The organism is Glaciecola sp. KUL10, from assembly GCF_003203515.1.
Lineage (GTDB): Bacteria > Pseudomonadota > Gammaproteobacteria > Enterobacterales > Alteromonadaceae > Glaciecola.
Map to the genome: position 1 here is coordinate 656,122 of NZ_BGNG01000001.1, position 18,649 is coordinate 674,770.

Annotated in this window: 17 protein-coding genes; 5 read left to right on the top strand and 12 right to left on the bottom strand. The window is 40.6% G+C overall.

Features of this window, described 5'->3' with window-relative positions:
- Position 1: 1 nt before the first annotated feature.
- From KUL10_RS02945 to KUL10_RS02955, 3 genes are all read right to left on the bottom strand, one after another.
- Entirely contained in the window at positions 2–325 is a 324-nt protein-coding gene (locus KUL10_RS02945; RefSeq protein WP_110427387.1) for a hypothetical protein, read from the bottom strand.
- A gap of 184 nt (positions 326–509) precedes the next feature.
- Complete coding sequence (locus KUL10_RS02950; protein ID WP_110427388.1) at positions 510–2,177, bottom strand: sodium:alanine symporter family protein; 1,668 nt, start codon at positions 2,175–2,177, stop codon at positions 510–512.
- Between the two features lie 108 nt (positions 2,178–2,285).
- Positions 2,286–3,410, bottom strand: a complete 1,125-nt coding sequence (locus KUL10_RS02955; protein ID WP_110427389.1) for a M14-type cytosolic carboxypeptidase — start codon at positions 3,408–3,410, stop codon at positions 2,286–2,288.
- Between the two features lie 694 nt (positions 3,411–4,104).
- Between KUL10_RS02955 and KUL10_RS18710 the strand changes: the two genes are divergently transcribed.
- The 3 genes from KUL10_RS18710 to KUL10_RS02975 are packed head-to-tail and all read left to right on the top strand — an operon-like array spanning position 4,105 to position 7,489.
- Positions 4,105–5,463, top strand: a complete 1,359-nt coding sequence (locus KUL10_RS18710; protein WP_110427391.1) for a DUF4041 domain-containing protein — start codon at positions 4,105–4,107, stop codon at positions 5,461–5,463.
- A 12-nt stretch (positions 5,464–5,475) separates the two neighbouring features.
- Complete coding sequence (locus tag KUL10_RS02970; protein ID WP_146216746.1) at positions 5,476–6,732, top strand: GIY-YIG nuclease family protein; 1,257 nt, start codon at positions 5,476–5,478, stop codon at positions 6,730–6,732.
- A gap of 46 nt (positions 6,733–6,778) precedes the next feature.
- Entirely contained in the window at positions 6,779–7,489 is a 711-nt protein-coding gene (locus tag KUL10_RS02975; protein ID WP_110427393.1) for an ion transporter, read from the top strand.
- A 444-nt stretch (positions 7,490–7,933) separates the two neighbouring features.
- Here the strand turns inward: KUL10_RS02975 and KUL10_RS02980 are convergent, their stop codons facing one another.
- Together KUL10_RS02980 and KUL10_RS02985 are read right to left on the bottom strand one after the other, a co-directional pair.
- On the bottom strand, positions 7,934–8,203 hold the full coding sequence (locus KUL10_RS02980; protein WP_110427394.1) for a hypothetical protein: 270 nt from the start codon (positions 8,201–8,203) through the stop codon (positions 7,934–7,936).
- 39 nt (positions 8,204–8,242) lie between these two features.
- Complete coding sequence (locus KUL10_RS02985; RefSeq protein WP_110427395.1) at positions 8,243–8,509, bottom strand: hypothetical protein; 267 nt, start codon at positions 8,507–8,509, stop codon at positions 8,243–8,245.
- Positions 8,510–8,833: 324 nt separating this feature from the next.
- Here KUL10_RS02985 and KUL10_RS02990 point away from each other — a divergent pair, with 324 nt between their 5' ends.
- On the top strand, positions 8,834–9,169 hold the full coding sequence (locus KUL10_RS02990; RefSeq protein WP_110427396.1) for a hypothetical protein: 336 nt from the start codon (positions 8,834–8,836) through the stop codon (positions 9,167–9,169).
- On the top strand, positions 9,157–9,369 hold the full coding sequence (locus KUL10_RS02995; protein ID WP_110427397.1) for a DDE-type integrase/transposase/recombinase: 213 nt from the start codon (positions 9,157–9,159) through the stop codon (positions 9,367–9,369). The genes KUL10_RS02990 and KUL10_RS02995 overlap by 13 nt, the downstream gene beginning before the upstream one ends.
- A 282-nt stretch (positions 9,370–9,651) precedes the next feature.
- Here KUL10_RS02995 and KUL10_RS03005 read toward each other — a convergent pair whose 3' ends face one another.
- The 7 genes from KUL10_RS03005 to glgX form a co-directional block, all read right to left on the bottom strand.
- A complete protein-coding gene (locus KUL10_RS03005; RefSeq protein WP_110427399.1) occupies positions 9,652–10,464 on the bottom strand; it encodes a TIR domain-containing protein in 813 nt (270 codons plus the stop codon).
- A gap of 112 nt (positions 10,465–10,576) precedes the next feature.
- Complete coding sequence (locus tag KUL10_RS03010) at positions 10,577–11,167, bottom strand: hypothetical protein (protein ID WP_146216747.1); 591 nt, start codon at positions 11,165–11,167, stop codon at positions 10,577–10,579.
- Positions 11,168–11,718: 551 nt separating this feature from the next.
- Positions 11,719–12,270: a TlpA family protein disulfide reductase gene (locus KUL10_RS03015; RefSeq protein ID WP_110427401.1), complete on the bottom strand. Its 552-nt coding sequence runs from the start codon at positions 12,268–12,270 to the stop codon at positions 11,719–11,721.
- An 80-nt stretch (positions 12,271–12,350) separates the two neighbouring features.
- The gene (locus KUL10_RS03020) at positions 12,351–13,802 is read right to left on the bottom strand and encodes a glyceraldehyde-3-phosphate dehydrogenase (protein ID WP_110427402.1); all 1,452 of its coding nucleotides are present in this window, start codon (positions 13,800–13,802) and stop codon (positions 12,351–12,353) included.
- A 565-nt stretch (positions 13,803–14,367) separates the two neighbouring features.
- On the bottom strand, positions 14,368–14,778 hold the full coding sequence (gene msrB, locus KUL10_RS03025; RefSeq protein WP_110427403.1) for a peptide-methionine (R)-S-oxide reductase MsrB: 411 nt from the start codon (positions 14,776–14,778) through the stop codon (positions 14,368–14,370).
- A 37-nt stretch (positions 14,779–14,815) separates the two neighbouring features.
- A complete protein-coding gene (gene gndA / locus KUL10_RS03030; protein ID WP_110427404.1) occupies positions 14,816–16,375 on the bottom strand; it encodes an NADP-dependent phosphogluconate dehydrogenase in 1,560 nt (519 codons plus the stop codon).
- A 155-nt stretch (positions 16,376–16,530) separates the two neighbouring features.
- Positions 16,531–18,603, bottom strand: coding sequence for a glycogen debranching protein GlgX (gene glgX, locus KUL10_RS03035; RefSeq protein WP_110427405.1), 2,073 nt, complete (start codon positions 18,601–18,603; stop codon positions 16,531–16,533).
- Positions 18,604–18,649: the final 46 nt, after the last annotated feature.

Consider the following 18,649-nt stretch of genomic DNA (forward strand, 5'->3'; position numbering starts at 1 on the left):
CTTATTTCCTTTTTGCTAGTGTAATTCTGACCCTATTAACACCGTACCAAACAAAACCAACGATAGCGGCGCCTAACGCCAGATTATGCTGCAAGTCACCAGGCTGAACGCCGCCCCAATACATAAATCCAAAACCTGCAACAAATATTAAAATAGCTAAAAGTGACTGGTTTTGAAGTGCCTGCATTTTTTGAAAACGCAATAAGCTCGCTTTTCGTTCTAAGTCTTCTGCAGTCGCACTTCCAATATTAAAACCGCAGTGAGAACAACTTGGGGCCTTATCTGAAATAGGTTTTTTACACGATGGGCATGCTGTGATCGCCATGTATCTCTCCGATTCTTTTTATCTTTTATCTTTTGTCTTTATTCTTACAATTGCGTTTTTGTATATGCATTTGACCAAATTTTGATCGTTAGACACAAATATAAAAAAGCATTTATCACTATTTTTAAAATAGCAAAGGGATCGCCACTTTCGCAGCAATCCCTTTCACTAGCGTGAAAATTTATTATTTTTTCACTTTGTCCCAGTACTCATTAACTGACTCTTTCATTTCTTTGCGTAGCATCATAATGCCAAACAAGTTAGGTAGCGTCATGACCACTATCGCAACCGCAGATAAGGCCCATACTAGCGTTGTATCTGATACCGCAGCCCACATAAAACCAGCGCAATAAATCACGCGATACGGCATAACAGAGCGCGGGCCTAACAAATAGGTCATGGCTCTATCACCATAGTATGACCATGCGATTGCAGTAGAAAACGCAAACAGCAATAAACCAACCGATACAATGTATTGCCCGAAATCACCAAAGAATCCTCGGGTAAATGCGATCGTGGTTAATGAAGCAGAGTGCACAAGCGAATCACCTTGTACAATAATCGAACGCCTAACCAATGCACCGTCTTTTACTTTTAATCGGCCATTGAACGGTTCTAAGTCACCTACTGAACCGATGTTAAACGTCACGTTTTCAGCAAACGAACGCGCATTAATAAGGGTGTAACCGCCACTTATCGCAACACCGTTGACGACCTGAATCTCACCCGTATAGTTTTCGATGACGTTTTCATTCACTTCATTAAAGTGTTCGAAAAGCACTTTAAGGTCTTCAGAGTCAGTTTCTTGATACTCACCTGCAATAAAGGTCATATCAGAACGGTCAAAGATGTTTTCGTGCTTTTCTTTCCACACGCCCGAAGACAAGATTACAAGTCCAGTCACTGTACAGATGATAATCGTATCGATGAACGGTTCTAAAATAGACACCATACCTTCAGAAACAGGCTCTTTGGTTTTAGCTGCGGCATGTGCAATTGGCGCAGAACCTTGACCGGCTTCGTTAGAGAACAATCCGCGGTTTACACCTCGGTTAAAGGCATACGCAAGTGTTGCTCCTAAGAAACCACCCGCAGCAGCAGAGCCGGTAAATGCATCGCTGATCACCGCCGCAAAAGCAGGTCCAATGTTTTCAACGTTGGCAAAGATAACCGCAAACGCACCGATTAAGTAGATAACTGCCATAAACGGCACGATCTTACTGGTGACTGCTGCGATTCTGTGGATACCCCCTAATATAACAAGTCCAAGTAGCACCGTTAATACACCGCCTACAATATAAGGAGAAAAGCCGAAAGTCGCTTCAATACTCGTAGCAATACCATTACTTTGCGGTAAGTTACCTGTACCAAACGAAGAAATGACGGTTGCAATAGCAAATGCAACAGCCAACCATTTCATGTTGAGGCGTCGGTCCATATAGTACATTGGACCACCGGCCATAGTGCCGTCATCGGTTTTAACTCTGTATTTATGCGACAAGGTCACTTCGACGAATTTAGTCGTCATGCCTAAGAATGCAGTTGCCCACATCCAAAACAGTGCCGCAGGTCCACCCAAAAATATTGCAAATGCAACACCACTGATATTACCCGTACCTACCGTTCCAGAAAGCGCTGTTGTTAATGCACCGAAGTGAGATGTATCGCCAGGTTCATCGCCTTTGTCTAACTTACCCGTTACCACTAACCAAGCATGCTTAAAAAAGCGAACCTGAGGAAATTTAAGGTAAATAGTAAAAAATGCACCGACACCTAACAACACATAAGGAAACCAAAAGGCACTCCCTAAATAGCCGTCAAGCAAGTTAAAAAAGTCCAGTAATCCTTCCAAAATGTTATCCTCTTATTATTATGTGTTGCTAGTTTCTTTCTTGTTATTAAATGGTTTAGGGGTAAAGCGTTTTAACTTTAAAGCGTCTTAATTTAAAACACTTTCACACTAGAGTTTAGCGCGAACGGCTCTGATCGCAATTAACACATCTTCACCCAACTGCTGACAACGCGGAGCAGACCAACCAAAGGCAGGATCAGGTAAATTCGCATTGTCTTTAAATGGCATTTCTAGGGTATAAGCAAGGCAATCAAATCGGTGACCTACTGCATTTGAAGCCACGGTCAAATTAGCTTTGCCAGGTTCATCTTTATCGTACCCATAAGTATCTTGAAACTCTGGCGTAACTGCCATTAATGATGATTTAAAGGTTTCTTCTAGGGCTTGAATACGTGAATTGTAATTGGGATTTCCCTCACTGCCGGCCACGAAATTATAAGGCAGCGCTTCGTCACCATGCACGTCTAAGTACATATCAACACCGGTTTTTTGCATTTCTGCTAAGGTGTAAAATACTTCAGGACTTTTTTCAAGAGACGGTGTTTGCCATTCTCTATTCAGGTTGGTCCCAACCGCATTCGTTCTTAAATGCCCTCTTACCGAACCATCAGGATTCATATTAGGGATAATGTAAAACGTGGTGTCTTGTAACAAAGCACGAGCAACACCATCGTCTTCATCTAGTAATCTGCGTACTAATCCTTCGACCAGCCACTCTGCCATTGTCTCACCCGGGTGTTGACGTGCAGTAATCCAGACTTTTTTATGTTCAGGTTTTTCCTCACCAATCACTAACAGGCTTAAGTCTCGGCCATCTAGCGTAAAGCCAAGATGCTTTTGCTGGCATTCAAATGCCATTTGCGCTTCACTGATAAAGTCTTGATGACGTTCGTAGCTGTAAGGGGTGAAATAAGCAAAATAGACAGTGTCATATTCGGGTGTGAAATCGATGGTTAAATCATTGCCATCAAAGTCAGTATCTACTCTAAACCACTCTTGGCGATCATATGAACAAACCGCTTGGTAGTTTTTCCATCCGTCGGGGTATGCCGACTTGGCGAGATCGGTGATACAAATTTTGTGATTCACAAAACGCTCACTGACCAACTTAAAGTGAAACCACTGATAGAATTCAGATTGATTATCGTTATTTATTTCGAGCAAGATATCATCGGGAGAGGTTGCTTTGATTACCTTGATGTTTCCGCTATCGAATTGGCTTGTTATTATCATTTTTGTGCCCTTCCAATCGTTGTTTTATAACTGTAACACAAGCACGTTAATTGAGTAATGGACAATGAATCAAATGATAAAAAAATTGCGATTTTTTATTTAAAAAAATGGGTTATTTGTATTCTAGGGTTGGAAACAGCTACTTTATGTATTGTCTAAATGTGTCTGTATTGTGAAAGAGTTGCTTGGGTTTTTAGAGAGCTAAATCAAGCTAAACTTCTGTTTCGTTAGCATTGCGGACTCTAAAGATCCACAAACCATCAGACAAAAATAAGTAGTTTATTGACTGTTGGTCCAGTCCAACCAGCTATTTTTGGTTTCGTTAAAATCATTAATTTTTGCATTTGAACAACCCCATTTTCACAAAATAATTCTGTATTATAAAATTTTTGCTTTATGATAAATTTTGCAGAGCCTGCAAAGGCGACGATAATAAAACTGCGTCTCAACGCTCTTGCGATAGCTAAAAAACATCAAGAGAAAAAAACAATATCAAAGCTAATCCTAATGTATGCGCTGGCACGCCTATATGGGAACGAAGCGGCTTATTTTGTTAATGCGGCAGATAGCTAACACCTTTAAGTTTGATTATTTTAAAAAGCACAACTATCTATTTGCACAATAATTTGGCACACTTTGAGTGGTTATTAAAAGGATGTAAGCCAAGCACGATTGCTTGACCAATGGAGAAAGGATGCCACAAGAACTCGACCCTTATCAGCTTGCTGCGCTAATTATAGCTGGCTTTTCTACTGTTCTATTGCTCTCGCTTTTCTCAATGGCTAAATCCTCTAGAACCATTACTATTGAGATTGAACGCAAAGAACGCGCGCTTCAACAAAAGCCCATCAATCAGATCCTCGCCGACCTTAAACAAATTCAATATAACCTCCAGCAAAAAATTGATAGCGGTAATCTAGTATTTGATAAAGTCCGAGACTCGCTCACGCAAATCAACGACAAGCTTAAATACATTGACGTTGGACTACTTCCTCCGACTTTCAAATTAGATCACAGCGAATCCCTTAAAAAAAGCATTAAGCAATGCAGATTGGCCCAATTTAAAACCATAAAAGCAGATAATGCCACGACTGCTCATACTAACTGGACATGGATGGGAAGCAAATCCGATGGCACAAAAATGGTTAATGCTTACCGCCGCTTATTGTTAAAGGCGTTTAATGCAGAGTTCGATGTCATCCACAAGAAAATGCGCCACTCAAGTTACGATGCCGCCGTCAATAAACTCGAACGCCTTGAAGAGCAACTCGACCGACTAGGTGAAACTGCCAACGTTACTATCTCCCACGAATACTTTAATTTGAAACTCCGAGAGCTTGACGAGTGGCACAGTGAGCTTGAACATAAAGAAGAGCTCAAACAAGAAAAGAAAACACAACAAGCCATGCTTCGCGCTCAAGCTAGACAATCCGGTGGGAAAGATACTGAAGAGCTAGAAGATGACATATACTATCGAAAATCCGATCTTAAAAAAGCACAAAAACTCGCACAACAAATGCACGGTGCCAGCGCCAAGGACATGGAAATGAAGTTGGCGAAAATGCAAAAGGAAATCGAAAAACTCGAGCAAAAATTTGAGCGCGCGACTTCACAAGCCCAAATCACCAAAGCTGGATACATTTACGTCATTTCCAACATCGGCAGCTTCGGGGAGGGTGTGGTTAAAATTGGCATGACCCGACGATTGGAGCCCATGGATCGCGTCAGAGAACTCGGCGATGCCAGCGTGCCTTTTAAATTTGATGTTCACACGCTCGCCTTTGTCGACGATGCACCCAAAATGGAAAAGTTATTGCATAGAAAATTTGAAGATCGGCGCGTAAATGTTAAGAACTACCGAAAAGAATTTTTCAACGTCCCCCCTCAAGAAGTGGCCAAAGCAATTGAAGCGCTTGACATCGAATCTGATTGGTTTTTTGACATCGAAGCAAAAGAATATCGCGAAAGCTTATTAATTAGAGATGCGATAGAAAAATCAAAAGAAAAGTCCAAAGCGCCGAATGCGTTTCTTCTTTATCCATCAAGCATATAAGTGAAGCAACTCATGATCATACTTATCGCATCGGCTCTTTTATTTGTTATCTGTGCTTACTTTTTTTTCAATCAAAAAAAACAGCTTAACGCACTCAAAGTGCGACATGATGAAATTGAAACGACCTATGCGCCCGTTTCCCTCGAAGAAGAAAAACTCTCTGCTATCGAAAAACAATACAAGGCACTGCAAAAGAACTATCAAGAAAAACTATCTGAACTAAAAAAAGGCGAACGACGCCTGACTCAGTATCATCTTGGTGTTGGCACTACGGACACGTCGACTTACAAACCATTAATGAAAGACAAAAGTCTCCAGCAAATAGAAGCCGAGCTTGAAGAAATCAAATTCTCACATAAGTTCATGGTCAGCAATAAAGAGGCCTGCGTGTGTAACATGGGCAATGACGTTGAGGTCAATGGCAAAAAATCGGAAGCGAAGAAGCTCTTTAACCGAGAAATCAAACTGCGCCTAAGATGCCTCGATAATGAGTTTAAAGCTGCCAATGCTATTGTGGATTGGAATAATATTAACCGTCTCATCCAACGCACAAGAGATACGTTTAAGGAAATAAATGCCTCTGGCGGTCTAGTCAAAACCTACATATCGGATAAATACCTCAATCTCAAGATCAAAGAGCTACGTTTAAACTACGAATTCAATAAACTCAAACAAGAAACGATTGAAGCTGAACACGAGGAGCTACGCATCCAACGTGAAGCCGAGCGAGAAGAAAAACGCATCAAAGCTGCCGCCGAAAAAGCAGAAAAAGAACGCATGCTAATGGAAAAACTGGTAGCAGAAGAGCTGGCCAAACTCGAATCTAGCAGCGAAGAACAAAAATCCCTTTATGAATTTCATAAGCAAGAACTTAAAAAACTCAGAGAAAAAGAACAGCGCGCCATTTCACTAGCCCAACAAACGCGTGCAGGTTACGTCTATATCATTTGCAATAAAACGTCCTTTGGTGACGGTGTGGTGAAAATCGGCATGACCAGACGTGTTGATCCGCAAGACAGAGTCAATGAGCTTGGTGACGCTTCAGTACCAGAGGTATTCGATGTGCACGCCTTCATTTTCACCGAAAATGCCCCTGCACTTGAAAACTACCTGCACAATCAGTTCGAAGAAAAACGCGTAAACCTTGTGAATCGACGTAGAGAGTTTTTTCACGTGTCTCATGATGAAGTCATCGTCGAGCTAGCGAATTATGATGGCAACTATGAGTTGACCGAGTTTGAAGCTGAGCCTCGAAGCGAAGAGCCCTAAATTGCAATGCTCAGTGAGCAAGCTACTTTGGATTGAGTACTAAATAATGAAAGAGAAGCAAACACAGATCAATATTCTTGATAGGCCTTTGAATGCCTCTATAATTGCTGGGTTAATAGTGCTATCTGTAGTTGCATTTGCAATTGAAACGATTCCTAACCTGTCAAATACCCAAAAGCAATGGCTCCTATATACAGAATACTTCTTTGTTGCTATTTTCACACTAGAATATGTATACAGACTTTTAAGTGAATCAAATAAAAGAGCCTTCTTATTTAGTTTTTATGGCATTGTTGATTTATTAGCCATCTTACCTTTCTACATTGCGTCTGGCGTGGATTTACGAAGTATTAGATTATTAAGGCTGATTAGGCTTATTCGGTTACTCAAATTAGCTCGATATAATCGCGCTATTTCGCGCATAAACAGGGCACTTTATATAGCGAAAGATGAACTGGTGGTTTATGTATTTGCCAGTTTTATTTTATTGTTTCTGTCCGCTGTTGGCATATTTCATTTTGAACACCAAGCCCAACCAACTGTTTTTAAATCCCTAAGTGATTGCTTATGGTGGGCGGTTACCTCATTTACAACCGTTGGATACGGCGATATGTATCCAATTACGATTGGCGGACGACTATTCACTTTCTTCGTCCTCATGATAGGAATGGGGCTCGTTGCGGTTCCTACTGGAATATTTGCGACGGCACTTGCCCAAGCTAGGCGAGACAGCAATCTAGTAGATAAGCCCAAGTAGAACCAGCTGCGCTCTAGTAAACATAAGCCATTGGGCCTTGCTGGAATCATTGACGCACGCGCTTACTTTTTTCGAGTTCTCTCATCTCTTTTTACTATTATTGTGTAATGCACTCCTTACTTTTAACTTGGTTTGCGGAACATTAATACACTGTAACAATATCACTATTTACTTGGATTAATCAGAGTTAGTTTGTAGAGGTAGATTTATTTTATTGAATTGTAGCTCTAGATAAAAATATACCTAACGTCAACAGTGTCTCACATGCTGAATAGTCAAGCTCTGAAGAGTTTGTATTACGTACTTTCAGACTTTTTAAAAATTGAAAATGCAATGATGAAATTGAGTTCGGTTAAGGCCTCGAGTTCAACGGACGTTCAACGCTTGTTTATGCGGTAAACGAAGTGAATCCTGCAAAATTTGCCTGCGCACATGAAGCACTTGTTAACTGTCAATCACACGACCTCTATAAACCTTAGTCACTTTTGCCAGATGCTTGTTGTGAGCTTTGGCTTGCTCAACAACTTTGGCCCCCCAATTATGGTCACTGGCATCAAAACGTTCAAACTGAGCAATATCGAGTTGGCTTATACTCTTTAAACGACTCGAAAAAGACCAAATCTGCTTCGCTCGCTTTAAGCTACTCGTCACATCTATATACCCCACACCTAACCACTTTTTGAGATCACCAAATTGTCCCCAAGTAAGAATCAATTTGTGGCCAGGAGCTAAATAGGAAACACCAGTGATAAGTTACCCACTACTCATTTCTTCATCTGAGATATCGGAATTAAACGCCTCTTGAGGCAAAGGTCTACTTGTACTAATTCGTATGTCGACCGCGGGGCCCTTACCGATATTTTTTATAATCAAAATCAAAAGCCCCGCTCTTTTAAGATCTAAATCTGCGTAGACAATGACGTCTGGGTCGCTATTTGACCTATAAACGGTGTTGGTTATTAGTACCGATGCAATTGCAATTAGAATCACTATAAATGAAACATAGTCATTTAATTCCATTGCTATTTCCCTGTACAGTTAACATCGCCATAAATAATTGCGCAACAGAAGAAGCATGAGTGACTTGCTCTATGGCCTTGTTAGGTGAACAGTAACCCCAAAAGATCTCCATACCCCCAAATTAAAGTACCTAAAATTGAAAGAGGTACACCTATATACTCGTCTCTTAGAGCGTTTTTCGCGCTAGCTACGTCTTTTTTATAATCTGGGCTATCTTCATTCCAAAAAAAGGCGTCACAATTTTTTTACGCAAGAAATGAAGTAAAGTAGTCATTTGTCTAGAGTTTAGATAGTAAATATCATTTTGCTATGGCATGCAGAGAAATGAAAGTCAGTAAGTCGGCTCATTATAAATGGTCAAAGCATCCTGCAATGGTAATCAGCGTCAACGCGCTTGATCTCTTTTGCAGTGCTAAGGCCATATTCAAGGCCAGCAGGAACAGTTTGGCTAGTCGCGAACTCGCTAAAAAGCTTTTTGAAGAAGGGTTTAAAATAACAAGATATCGTGACATCAACTTAATGAGACGATTGAATTTAGTGTTTGAGCAGCGCGTGGCTTACAAAAAGGTCACGAATAAGCGAAATCACAGTGACTCAATAGCCGACAACCTGCTGAATAGGAACTTTAACCCAATTGGACCGGTGACGTGCGCGATCTGAAAACGGGCGAAGGTTGGCTATATTTAGCCGTCGTCATGGATTTATACTCACATGGCCTCGTTGACTGGCATATTTCAACGCATATGACCACTAACTTTGTGATTAAAGCGTTTAAGAAAGCCAATCGCCTGAATTGCCCAACTAAAGGGCTTTTATTTCACAGCGACCGTGGCTCCCAATACACAAGTAAGCGTTTTTGATCGTTGCTACAGCAGCTTAAATGCAGAGCTAGCATGGGCGATGTTGGCGCATGCTGAGCGTTAATGCTTTGGTTGAGAGATTCTTTGGAAGCCTTAAATATGATTGGCTATTCAAAGTGCCTCAGCTCGCGAGCGAATTTACCAAAAACGATGTCGCAGGGGATATGCGGTATTACAACATGATAAGATTCAATTCAGCTAACGTTGACCAATCGCCGATTAACTATGAAAATTCCGGTTGGAGGGTGTCCGATTGGACTTGACCAGAACCGTTTAATTACATTAAAAAAAGGTGTTAATTTTGTAACCACACGCAATTAGTTCTTTTGCTACCGCATTTTTCCAACCAGAATTAGGATCTAATGGGACATAAACGACACCGCTAATATCATTAGGTGTTTCGATCTCACCTTTAACCAATGAACACACATTTTCTCTACCTAGTTTAGCCATTAGATATCCATGCTCAAATACTACATTTTGTCTAGCTCTATTCTTTGGAGGGACATTTGGCTCATGTACGCCACGCCCATGATCACAGCCAGTATATAAAACCAATGCAAAATCAGCATCGTTGGAGTAGTGTTCTATTTTTTCAATTATTGTCATGCCTGCATTAGCCTGCTCATGCAGAATTATCGCTTCTAATCCAAGCTTTTCTATGAACCGACTAACTTCATATCTTGCTGCGTCGTCACGACCGTGAACAATAAAAACCTTACGTTTATTTCTAGCTACGGAATGAACAGTTGCAGACGGTACTGAAGTATTATAACTAAGAAGTTGTTTTATAGGAGCAGGTTGCTGACCAAATTCAAGTAAGTCTAATAAAGGAGTAAATTGTTCTGAAATATATGTACGCCTCTCTGCATAAGTACCGTACTTTTCTTTAATAAACCCCCAAAAAGAATCAAGATTTCTATGTTGTTTGACCCAATTAGGTAGCATGGATGCAACACTTGAATTTTGTAAAAGTTCTCGTCGAAGAAATTCAAACTCACAATTTTCAGCTGACAATCCAGTAGCTCTTGCTGTTAACAAATTTGCAAGGTAGCTTACCTTATCAAAATCATTTTCTAAAAATTCAATACTCACGTTAATTCCTTATAAAGTGCAACCAAATCTGCTTTAAAGCCTAACGCCTAGCTTTGAAGCGATTATGCAGCAATGCTGAATAATTGTCTTCCAATAGTCTCTCGTTGTGTTCTTACTGCTCCATAAATCTATTTAATTTTTCGATGGGAACAAAACCTGTTTTGTTTTCGACTTTAAAATAAATTGTGTTGGGGGTTACCATTAATAATTCAGCTGGATATCCTTCGGGAGTTGACTCATCATAAATCAAGACATTTATACTCCCGCCGACGCCGAATGCTCTTAGTCCGTTGCCAAAAACCATTGAGGATTTTGATGGAACAATAAACACAAGGCCAATAGATATAACCAGCAAAAGAGCGAGAGAAACAACCTTGCGCTTTAAATCCCCAAAAATAAAAATTGAATAATGAATAGTCATGTAGGCGCATATACCAAGTACAAAAACTGAAAAAACTTTGTCTTGAACACTAAACATTACTAACACGATTACGACCCAAGAAAGGCAGTTTACTGAGAATAGTGGCCAGTATGATTTGAATGGCAAGTTATACCCTTTTCGATTGGCGTAAAACAAAATACCCGAACTAAAAAGCGCCAGCATGGTGAGCATCAAGCCTGCGATCATTGCTAGTACGAATAGATTTATTGCAAAGAAATTATCGGATAACAGGTCATAGCTAAAAAAATTATGTTCTGACATATAATTTATTAACAGACAATAAGTTAATAGCGGGAAATAAATCGCATTAAAAAATAATTTGAAATGAAAGAGCTAATCAATAGGCGAGTGGTTGTAGAGCTAATCCCGATAGCCTTGGCAACCTGGAAAGAACACATCCGATATCTAGATTTGAGTCTCAAATTCATCCCACATCCTTGCTGAGAACATAATAACTTATAATGAAGATCGCATGGTAACCTCTACACTCTTTCATTACATCACGACCTTATAATTATTTAATATCAACAGCTTACTATCTTTTGAACCATAAATCCCAGCAGTTTTTCTGGGATTACTATGCATGCATCGTAACCGCACTCCTATGTTGTTTATTTGTAATTAAAAACAGACACTTAATGAAAAGTCGATTTAGTAATTACGGATTAAAAATGCATGTGTAGTAATCACAAAGTCAAATCAACTTATAAACACTTGCCAATATTGATCTATGGACCAATTGTGTCTTTTTCGAGGTGAGATTAACTGAACATCTTGCACTCTCTTAAATAAAGAAAGAGACCAACTTTGCATTAAAAACTCGTCCGCATTTTAAGACCAAGCGTCGAAGAATAACCCATATCATTGGCAACAACTTGAAGCGCTTCGTCCAACACATAATAGGTAGGATAGGCATTGATGTTAAACATGTCCTTATGCACGTTATTGCCCATTAAAACGGTGCCTGATACGCCTACCCCATCAATGAATTGTTGTACTTCTTCCGTAGAAGAATAATCAAGGGCAACGCGCACGACATTGTACTCGCTTTCATCAATGATGCTTAAATTACTGATACTGTAGCGACAAATTGAGCACCATGGCGCAAAAAAATACATGACGGTTTTTTTGTTTGATTTTTGCAATGAAAAAACATCGCCTTGTAGGGTGACGAAATTTTGTTCTGGAATGACTACCGTGCCATCGTCATCAAGCAGATTACGCCCTTGCCAAGCGAATAATGCAGAAATGACCACGCCCATTATCACAATGTCTTTTGTCCACGAGAACAGCTTGGCTTTAAGCGGCTTGCTTTGTTCTGGAGCAGATGTTTTGGTTGATTGCTCCACCGATTGAGATGACATTGGATTAACCTTAAAAATAAAAAAGCTCAGGGCTTATAAAGACCTGAGCTTAACTTAATAAATTTCAGTGTTAAAACGTATTATGAAAGTTTGGGTAATATACGCGTATTTAATTCTGCCATATCTTGGATGATTCTCATCACTTGACAGCTATAGCCAAACTCGTTGTCATACCATACATACAAGGTAGCGCGGTTGTCAGAAACGATTGTCGCTTGCGAATCCACAATCGCTGGAGCACGCGTCCCTACCAAGTCTGATGATACAATTTCGGTAGACGCTGTGAAGTCAATTTGGTGCTGCAGTGGTGAAAACAGTGACACATTTTGAAGGAAGTTATTTAAGCTTTCTTTGTCGGTATCCGATTTGAGGTTAAGGCTCAAAATAGCCATTGATACATTAGGTGTCGGCACTCGAATTGCGTTACCTGTTAGCTTACCACCCAACTTTGGATAAGCCTTTGCTACTGCTTTAGCTGCACCTGTTTCAGTAATCACCATATTAAGTGGTGCACTTCTGCCACGGCGTTCTGCCTTGTGATAGTTATCAATTAAGTTTTGATCGTTGGTGTAAGAATGGACTGTTTCTACATGTCCGTTCTCAATTCCATATTCTTCATCCAAAGCTTTTAATACAGGCGTAATCGCGTTAGTGGTACAACTTGCGGCTGACAAAATAGTATCTGAGTTTTCGATATCTTGGTGATTAACGCCGTGAACGATGTTTTTGATGTCACCTTTGCCGGGTGCGGTTAACAATACCTTGGCTGCACCTTTCGATTTCAAATGCTTGCCCAAACCTTCTTCATCGCGCCACATGCCCGTATTGTCGATGACTAAGGCGTTATTGATGCCATATTGAGTGTAATCGACTTCTTCTGGGCTGTTTGCATAAATGACTTGAATAAATGCACCGTTGGCTTTAATTGCTTTTTTCTCGGTATCAACCGTGATGCTTCCATTAAATGGACCATGAACTGAGTCACGTCTTAAAAGACTGGCGCGTTTTTCTAAATCGCCATCTTTACCACCACGAACAACAATGGCTTTTAAGCGAAGTTGATTAGCAGTCCCTTGTCTTTCGATTAATAGTCTCGCTAATAAACGACCGATACGACCAAATCCATAAAGTACGACGTCTCTTGGCGCTGCTTTGTCATTTGTATTTAATGCATCTGCCAATTCAAAATTGAGAAATTCTTGGATGCTCACGTCACCACTATTGGCGCCAAAATGAAATTTATAAGCTAATTTGCCCAAATCGATCTCTGCGGGTGCAAGTGGCATTTGACTGATAGCTTCAAGCAAGGGCCAGCTTTCACGCAGTCTTAACTTTTCACCTTCAAAGCGTCTGACCATTCGATGTGCTTTAATAATATCGATAGCACTAGCATTTAAAAGGCTGCGTCCATACAGGGTAATTTCGATTGCTTTATTGCGAAACAGGCTACCGATGACGGGTAACATTTTTTCTGCAAACTCTTGGCGTTCTTGCCAACTTTTTAATAACTCTTGCTCGAACTGCTGATTCATTTTTAACCTTTCCTCTATACAAAGTAATCGCTAAATAGGTGATTGCGCGCGCATTCTAAGCAATAGTTTTCTTATTACCAAATTGGCAAAAAGTTTCAGAAATCATGAGTATTTTGAATTTAATGTCGTTTTACAGGTAATAATTCAACAATTTAATAAATTGAATGTGAAAATTCATAAATTCGAGGGTATTTTGAGTGAAATTAAGCCAACTCATAAAATCAAACTAATGTGTCTAGCTTGACCGATATTAGCTAAGCAACTGAAATTTAAAAAACTATTTCAATAACAGGAAAGATAGCAAACAGTTAGAGCAAAGCAGTTTCATTTGTAATTAAATTACATCAAATTTGTTTGATTTTACGACTAATTGACTATAAATCGAGATGCAATTGACCATTTATTAGACGATTCGGCCCGTTCAATTATTATTCGTCATCACAACCAGCGTCTTCACTGAGCATTTGCATTGAAAACGCTAAACGAGGCAAATCTTGGTAAGTTAGGAATTGAGTAGCTTTGGGAGGCTTAACAAGAAACACCTCCCTACAATAACCGACGTGTGCTATTTCTCTTCGAACGACATCGAAACGGAGTTCACACAATAACGTTGCCCAGTGGGTGCAGGGCCGTCGTTAAACACATGACCTAAATGTGCATCACATTGTTTACAAAGTATTTCAACACGCCTCATGCCCAGACTGTTGTCTTCTTTATAGGTGACGTTTGCTTCTTCACTTTGTTCATAAAATGAAGGCCACCCACAACCTGAATCAAATTTTGCGTCTGATTCAAACAATTTAGCGCCGCAGCACTTGCATACGTAATTACCCGTTGCTTTATTGTTAAGTAACTCTCCAGTATACGGTAATTCGGTGCCTGCTAATCGAGTCACACGGTACTCTTCGGCGCTTAATGTTTCTTTCCACTCGGCGTCAGTTTTACTTACCTTAGGCGAATCACTTGTATCAGTCATTGTGTCTACTCACGTTATCGCGGGTAAAAAAACTACCCTATTTTTTTATGGTTACCTGTTTACGTTCAGGCGTATTCCATTCTATATGGAATTTTTTGTGTTCTGGTTTATCCATTCGAGAAAAAGTATGCGCACCGAAGAAGTCTCGTTGCCCCTGCAACAAATTAGCAGGGAGTACTTCGCAGCGATAAGAATCGTAGTAGCTTAGAGCCGAAGACATCGCAGAGCATGGAATACCAGCGATACAAGCGCCTGCAATAGCGCGTCGCCAGTTGTGCTGATACTTGTTGATTTGCTCTACAAAAAACGGATCTAGCAACAAGTTTTCAAGTTTTTCGTTACTTTCATAAGCCTGAGTGATCGACTGTAAAAATACCGCACGAATGATACAGCCAGCTCGCCATATCTTGGCAATTTCAGCAAAATCTAATGTCCATCCGTGCTCTTTAGCCGCAATAGCCATTAATTGGAAACCTTGTGCATAGGCACAAATCTTTGAACAATAAAGTGCATCGTGAAGTTGATCTATGACTTCTTGTTTACTGTCTACTGAAGTAATTGATGCATTAGGACCGGCTAGCTTTTTACTCGCCTTAACGCGCTCATCTTTGAACGCTGATAAACTTCTTGCAAATACAGCTTGTGTGATTGTTTGTGCTGGACTGCCGACTTGTAAAGCACTAACCGCAGTCCATAAGCCTGTTCCTTTTTGACCTGCTTTGTCCATAATCATATCGACCAAGGCTTTGCCTGACTCAGGATCTTGCTGGTCTAAGACTTCTGCGCTGATTTCAATCAAGTAACTATTGAGTTTACCTTTATTCCATTCTCGATAGGTTTCAGCGATTTCAGCGGGCGACATCGACAAGCCTTCGCGCATTATGTGATAGGCTTCGCAAATTAACTGCATATCGGCATATTCAATACCGTTATGAACCATTTTAACGTAGTGTCCCGCACCCACCGGACCGATATAAGTCGTGCAAGGTTCACCGTGTTTGACTGGGTTTCCAGGTTCGTAAGATTCGATAGGCTTGCCAGTTTTAGGGTCAACTTTTGCAGCAATGTCTTGCCAGATTTTCTCGATACGCGTCCATGCATATGGGTCGCCAGAGGGCATCAAAGACGGACCAAAACGTGCACCGACTTCACCGCCCGACACGGCAGTGGAAAAGAATACAAATTTTCCTTTGTAGGTACTTTCTCTTTCAACAGAATCTGTCCATAGGCTGTTTCCTGTATCGACAACGATGTCATCTGGTTCAATTCCTGCGTCAATTAGGTGATTACAAACATGATCTACGGGTTCGCCAGCGGGTACAGAAAGCACAATTGTACAGGGTGATTTTAAGCAACTTAATAATTCAGAATATGATTTGCATGGCACAACACGCGCATGCTCAGTTTTACGCTCTAGTGCGTCTTGCTCGACGATTCCATCAATTTTTGCTTGATCGAGATCGAAACATGCGACTTTATAATCGTTATCACAAAGGTTCAAAACGAGATTTTTCCCCATTACCCCAAGGCCAATAAAGCCGATGTCACACAGGTTGTCAGAATTTGATTGTTGGCGAGAAAGGGAAGCTTTGGTCATGTTATTAATCTCTGTGAAATGAGTGTCGTTATGCAACTTACGTTGGCCACGCGCTGCTTTTATTACTAAAGATCATAACACCTAAAGAAAAAACAACAAACTGCCACGAGAGAAAACCAAAGATCAAAATGAAATAATTCAGCCCTAGGTTTTGCTTAAGCTACCTTTTTAAATAAATATATGCTTCTAGGTGTCACGGTGAATAAGGGTGACACTGGGAATGTTTTATATTCGTCAACATTTTCTAGGGCCGTATTGAGCACACAGTTCCAAATTTTATTGTTTAGTAACAACGGTAGATTGTATTCGCACGCTTCGTCACTACTATTGACGCAATACAGCCATTCTTCTGCTTGTCCTTTCTCGTTTTGCCCTTTGATGTGCAGGGCAAAACAATTGTGATTGTCGTTAACCCAGTCTTTTTCTCGCTTGTGAGTACCGTCAACTCTATACCAATCTGCAAGCTCTATATTCACTGCATTTGTGTACATATCGTCTTCAAATAGCATGTTTGCGAGTAAGCTATTTTCGTGTCGCAAGTTAATAGCGTACTGACAAAATGCCAAGAACGACGCTTTGCGCGCATCTAAATGCCAGTCATACCAGTTGATTTCATTGTCTTGGCAATAAGCATTGTTGTTGCCATTTTGCGTCCGACTTAATTCATCACCACCTAACACGTGTGGGGTACCTTGTGAAAAAACCAAAGTGGTGAACAAATTGCGTTTTTGTTGCTCCCTGATCGCAATAATGTCTTTGTCGTCAGTCTCGCCCTCGACACCATAATTCGCGGTTAAATTATGATTGTGTCCATCTCGGTTATCTTCTTTATTAGCTAAATTGTGCTTTTGCTCATAACTCACGACATCGTGAAGCGTGTAGCCATCGTGATAAGTCACATTATTGATACTCGCATGCATGGGCCTAACGCCTTTGCGAAAGATATCTCTTGACCCCATCAGGCGTGTTGCAAAGTCAGCTTTTAGGCCTATATCACCGCGCCAAAAACCACGCACGCTATCTCTAAACTTGTCGTTAACTTCCAACCAATAATCTGGGTATTGACCCAATTGGTAGCCACCTGGGCCTATATCCCAAGGCTCAGCAATCATCACCGCTTGACTCAAAACTGGATCTTGGCGCAATAATTTGAAAAACGTCGCGTCACATTTGAAGTCCATTGGTTCACGCGCTAATACCGACGCCAAATCAAACCTGAAGCCGTCTACGCCCATCACTTGAACCCAATACCTCATGGCATCCATGATCAGATTCATCATAAACGTATTCGAAACTTTGACTGTGTTGCCACAACCTGAATAATTCAGATAAATGGGTTCATGATGTTCATCATTTTCCATTGTGAGGTAGGCATGCTTGTGACAAAGGCCTTTAAAACTTAATATCGGCCCGCCTTCTCCACTTTCAGCAGTATGATTGAAGACCACGTCTAAAATCACCTCAAACCCCTCTTGTTTTAAGTTGTTAATCATTTGCTGGCATTCAACAAACGCATTTTTATAGGCATAGCGAGTTTCAACGCTGAAAAAATTAATCGGGTTGTATCCCCAATAATTAGTTAAGCCTTTTTGTGTAATAAAGGGTTCAGGCATAAACGCATTGAGCGGCATAAACTGAATAGTGGTAATTCCGAGCGCTTTAAGATGCTTGATAACACTGGGATGAGTACAACCGAGATAAGTCCCTCTGTGTTTTTCTGGCACGTCGGGATGCAGTTGAGTGAGCCCTTTTACATGCGCTTCGTAGATAACGCGTTGATGAGATGCTTTTGGCTGGGGAAGATGCTTTGAACTGCTTTGTGCTAAGACAATACCCTTTGGAATAAAACTATGATTATCGTTTTGAATATAAGCGCTTTCATTCCAATTTAAAGCTTTGCTCAGTGCTTTCGCATAAGGGTCTATGAGTAGTTTGCCAATGCTCATGTCATCACTGACCTTTTTGTGCGCTTTTGAACGCACTCGATAAGCGTATAACTGACCTTCTTTCACGCCTTCTACAAATCCAAACCACTTTGATTGGATGCGCTCACGCAATAATATTTGTTGCAGAGGTCGTTCTTGTTCATCAAACAGACATAAATAGACTTCTTCTGCGTCTGGGCAATAAATAGAGAAGTTACAGCCCTTTTCAGAAAGGGTCGCCCCAAAGGGTTTTAAATTACCGGGGCTTAGCTGAAAGGCGGATGATTCTATTTCATATTGCATTTAGACACTCTACATTGGAAAACACTAAGTGATACATCAGTATCGA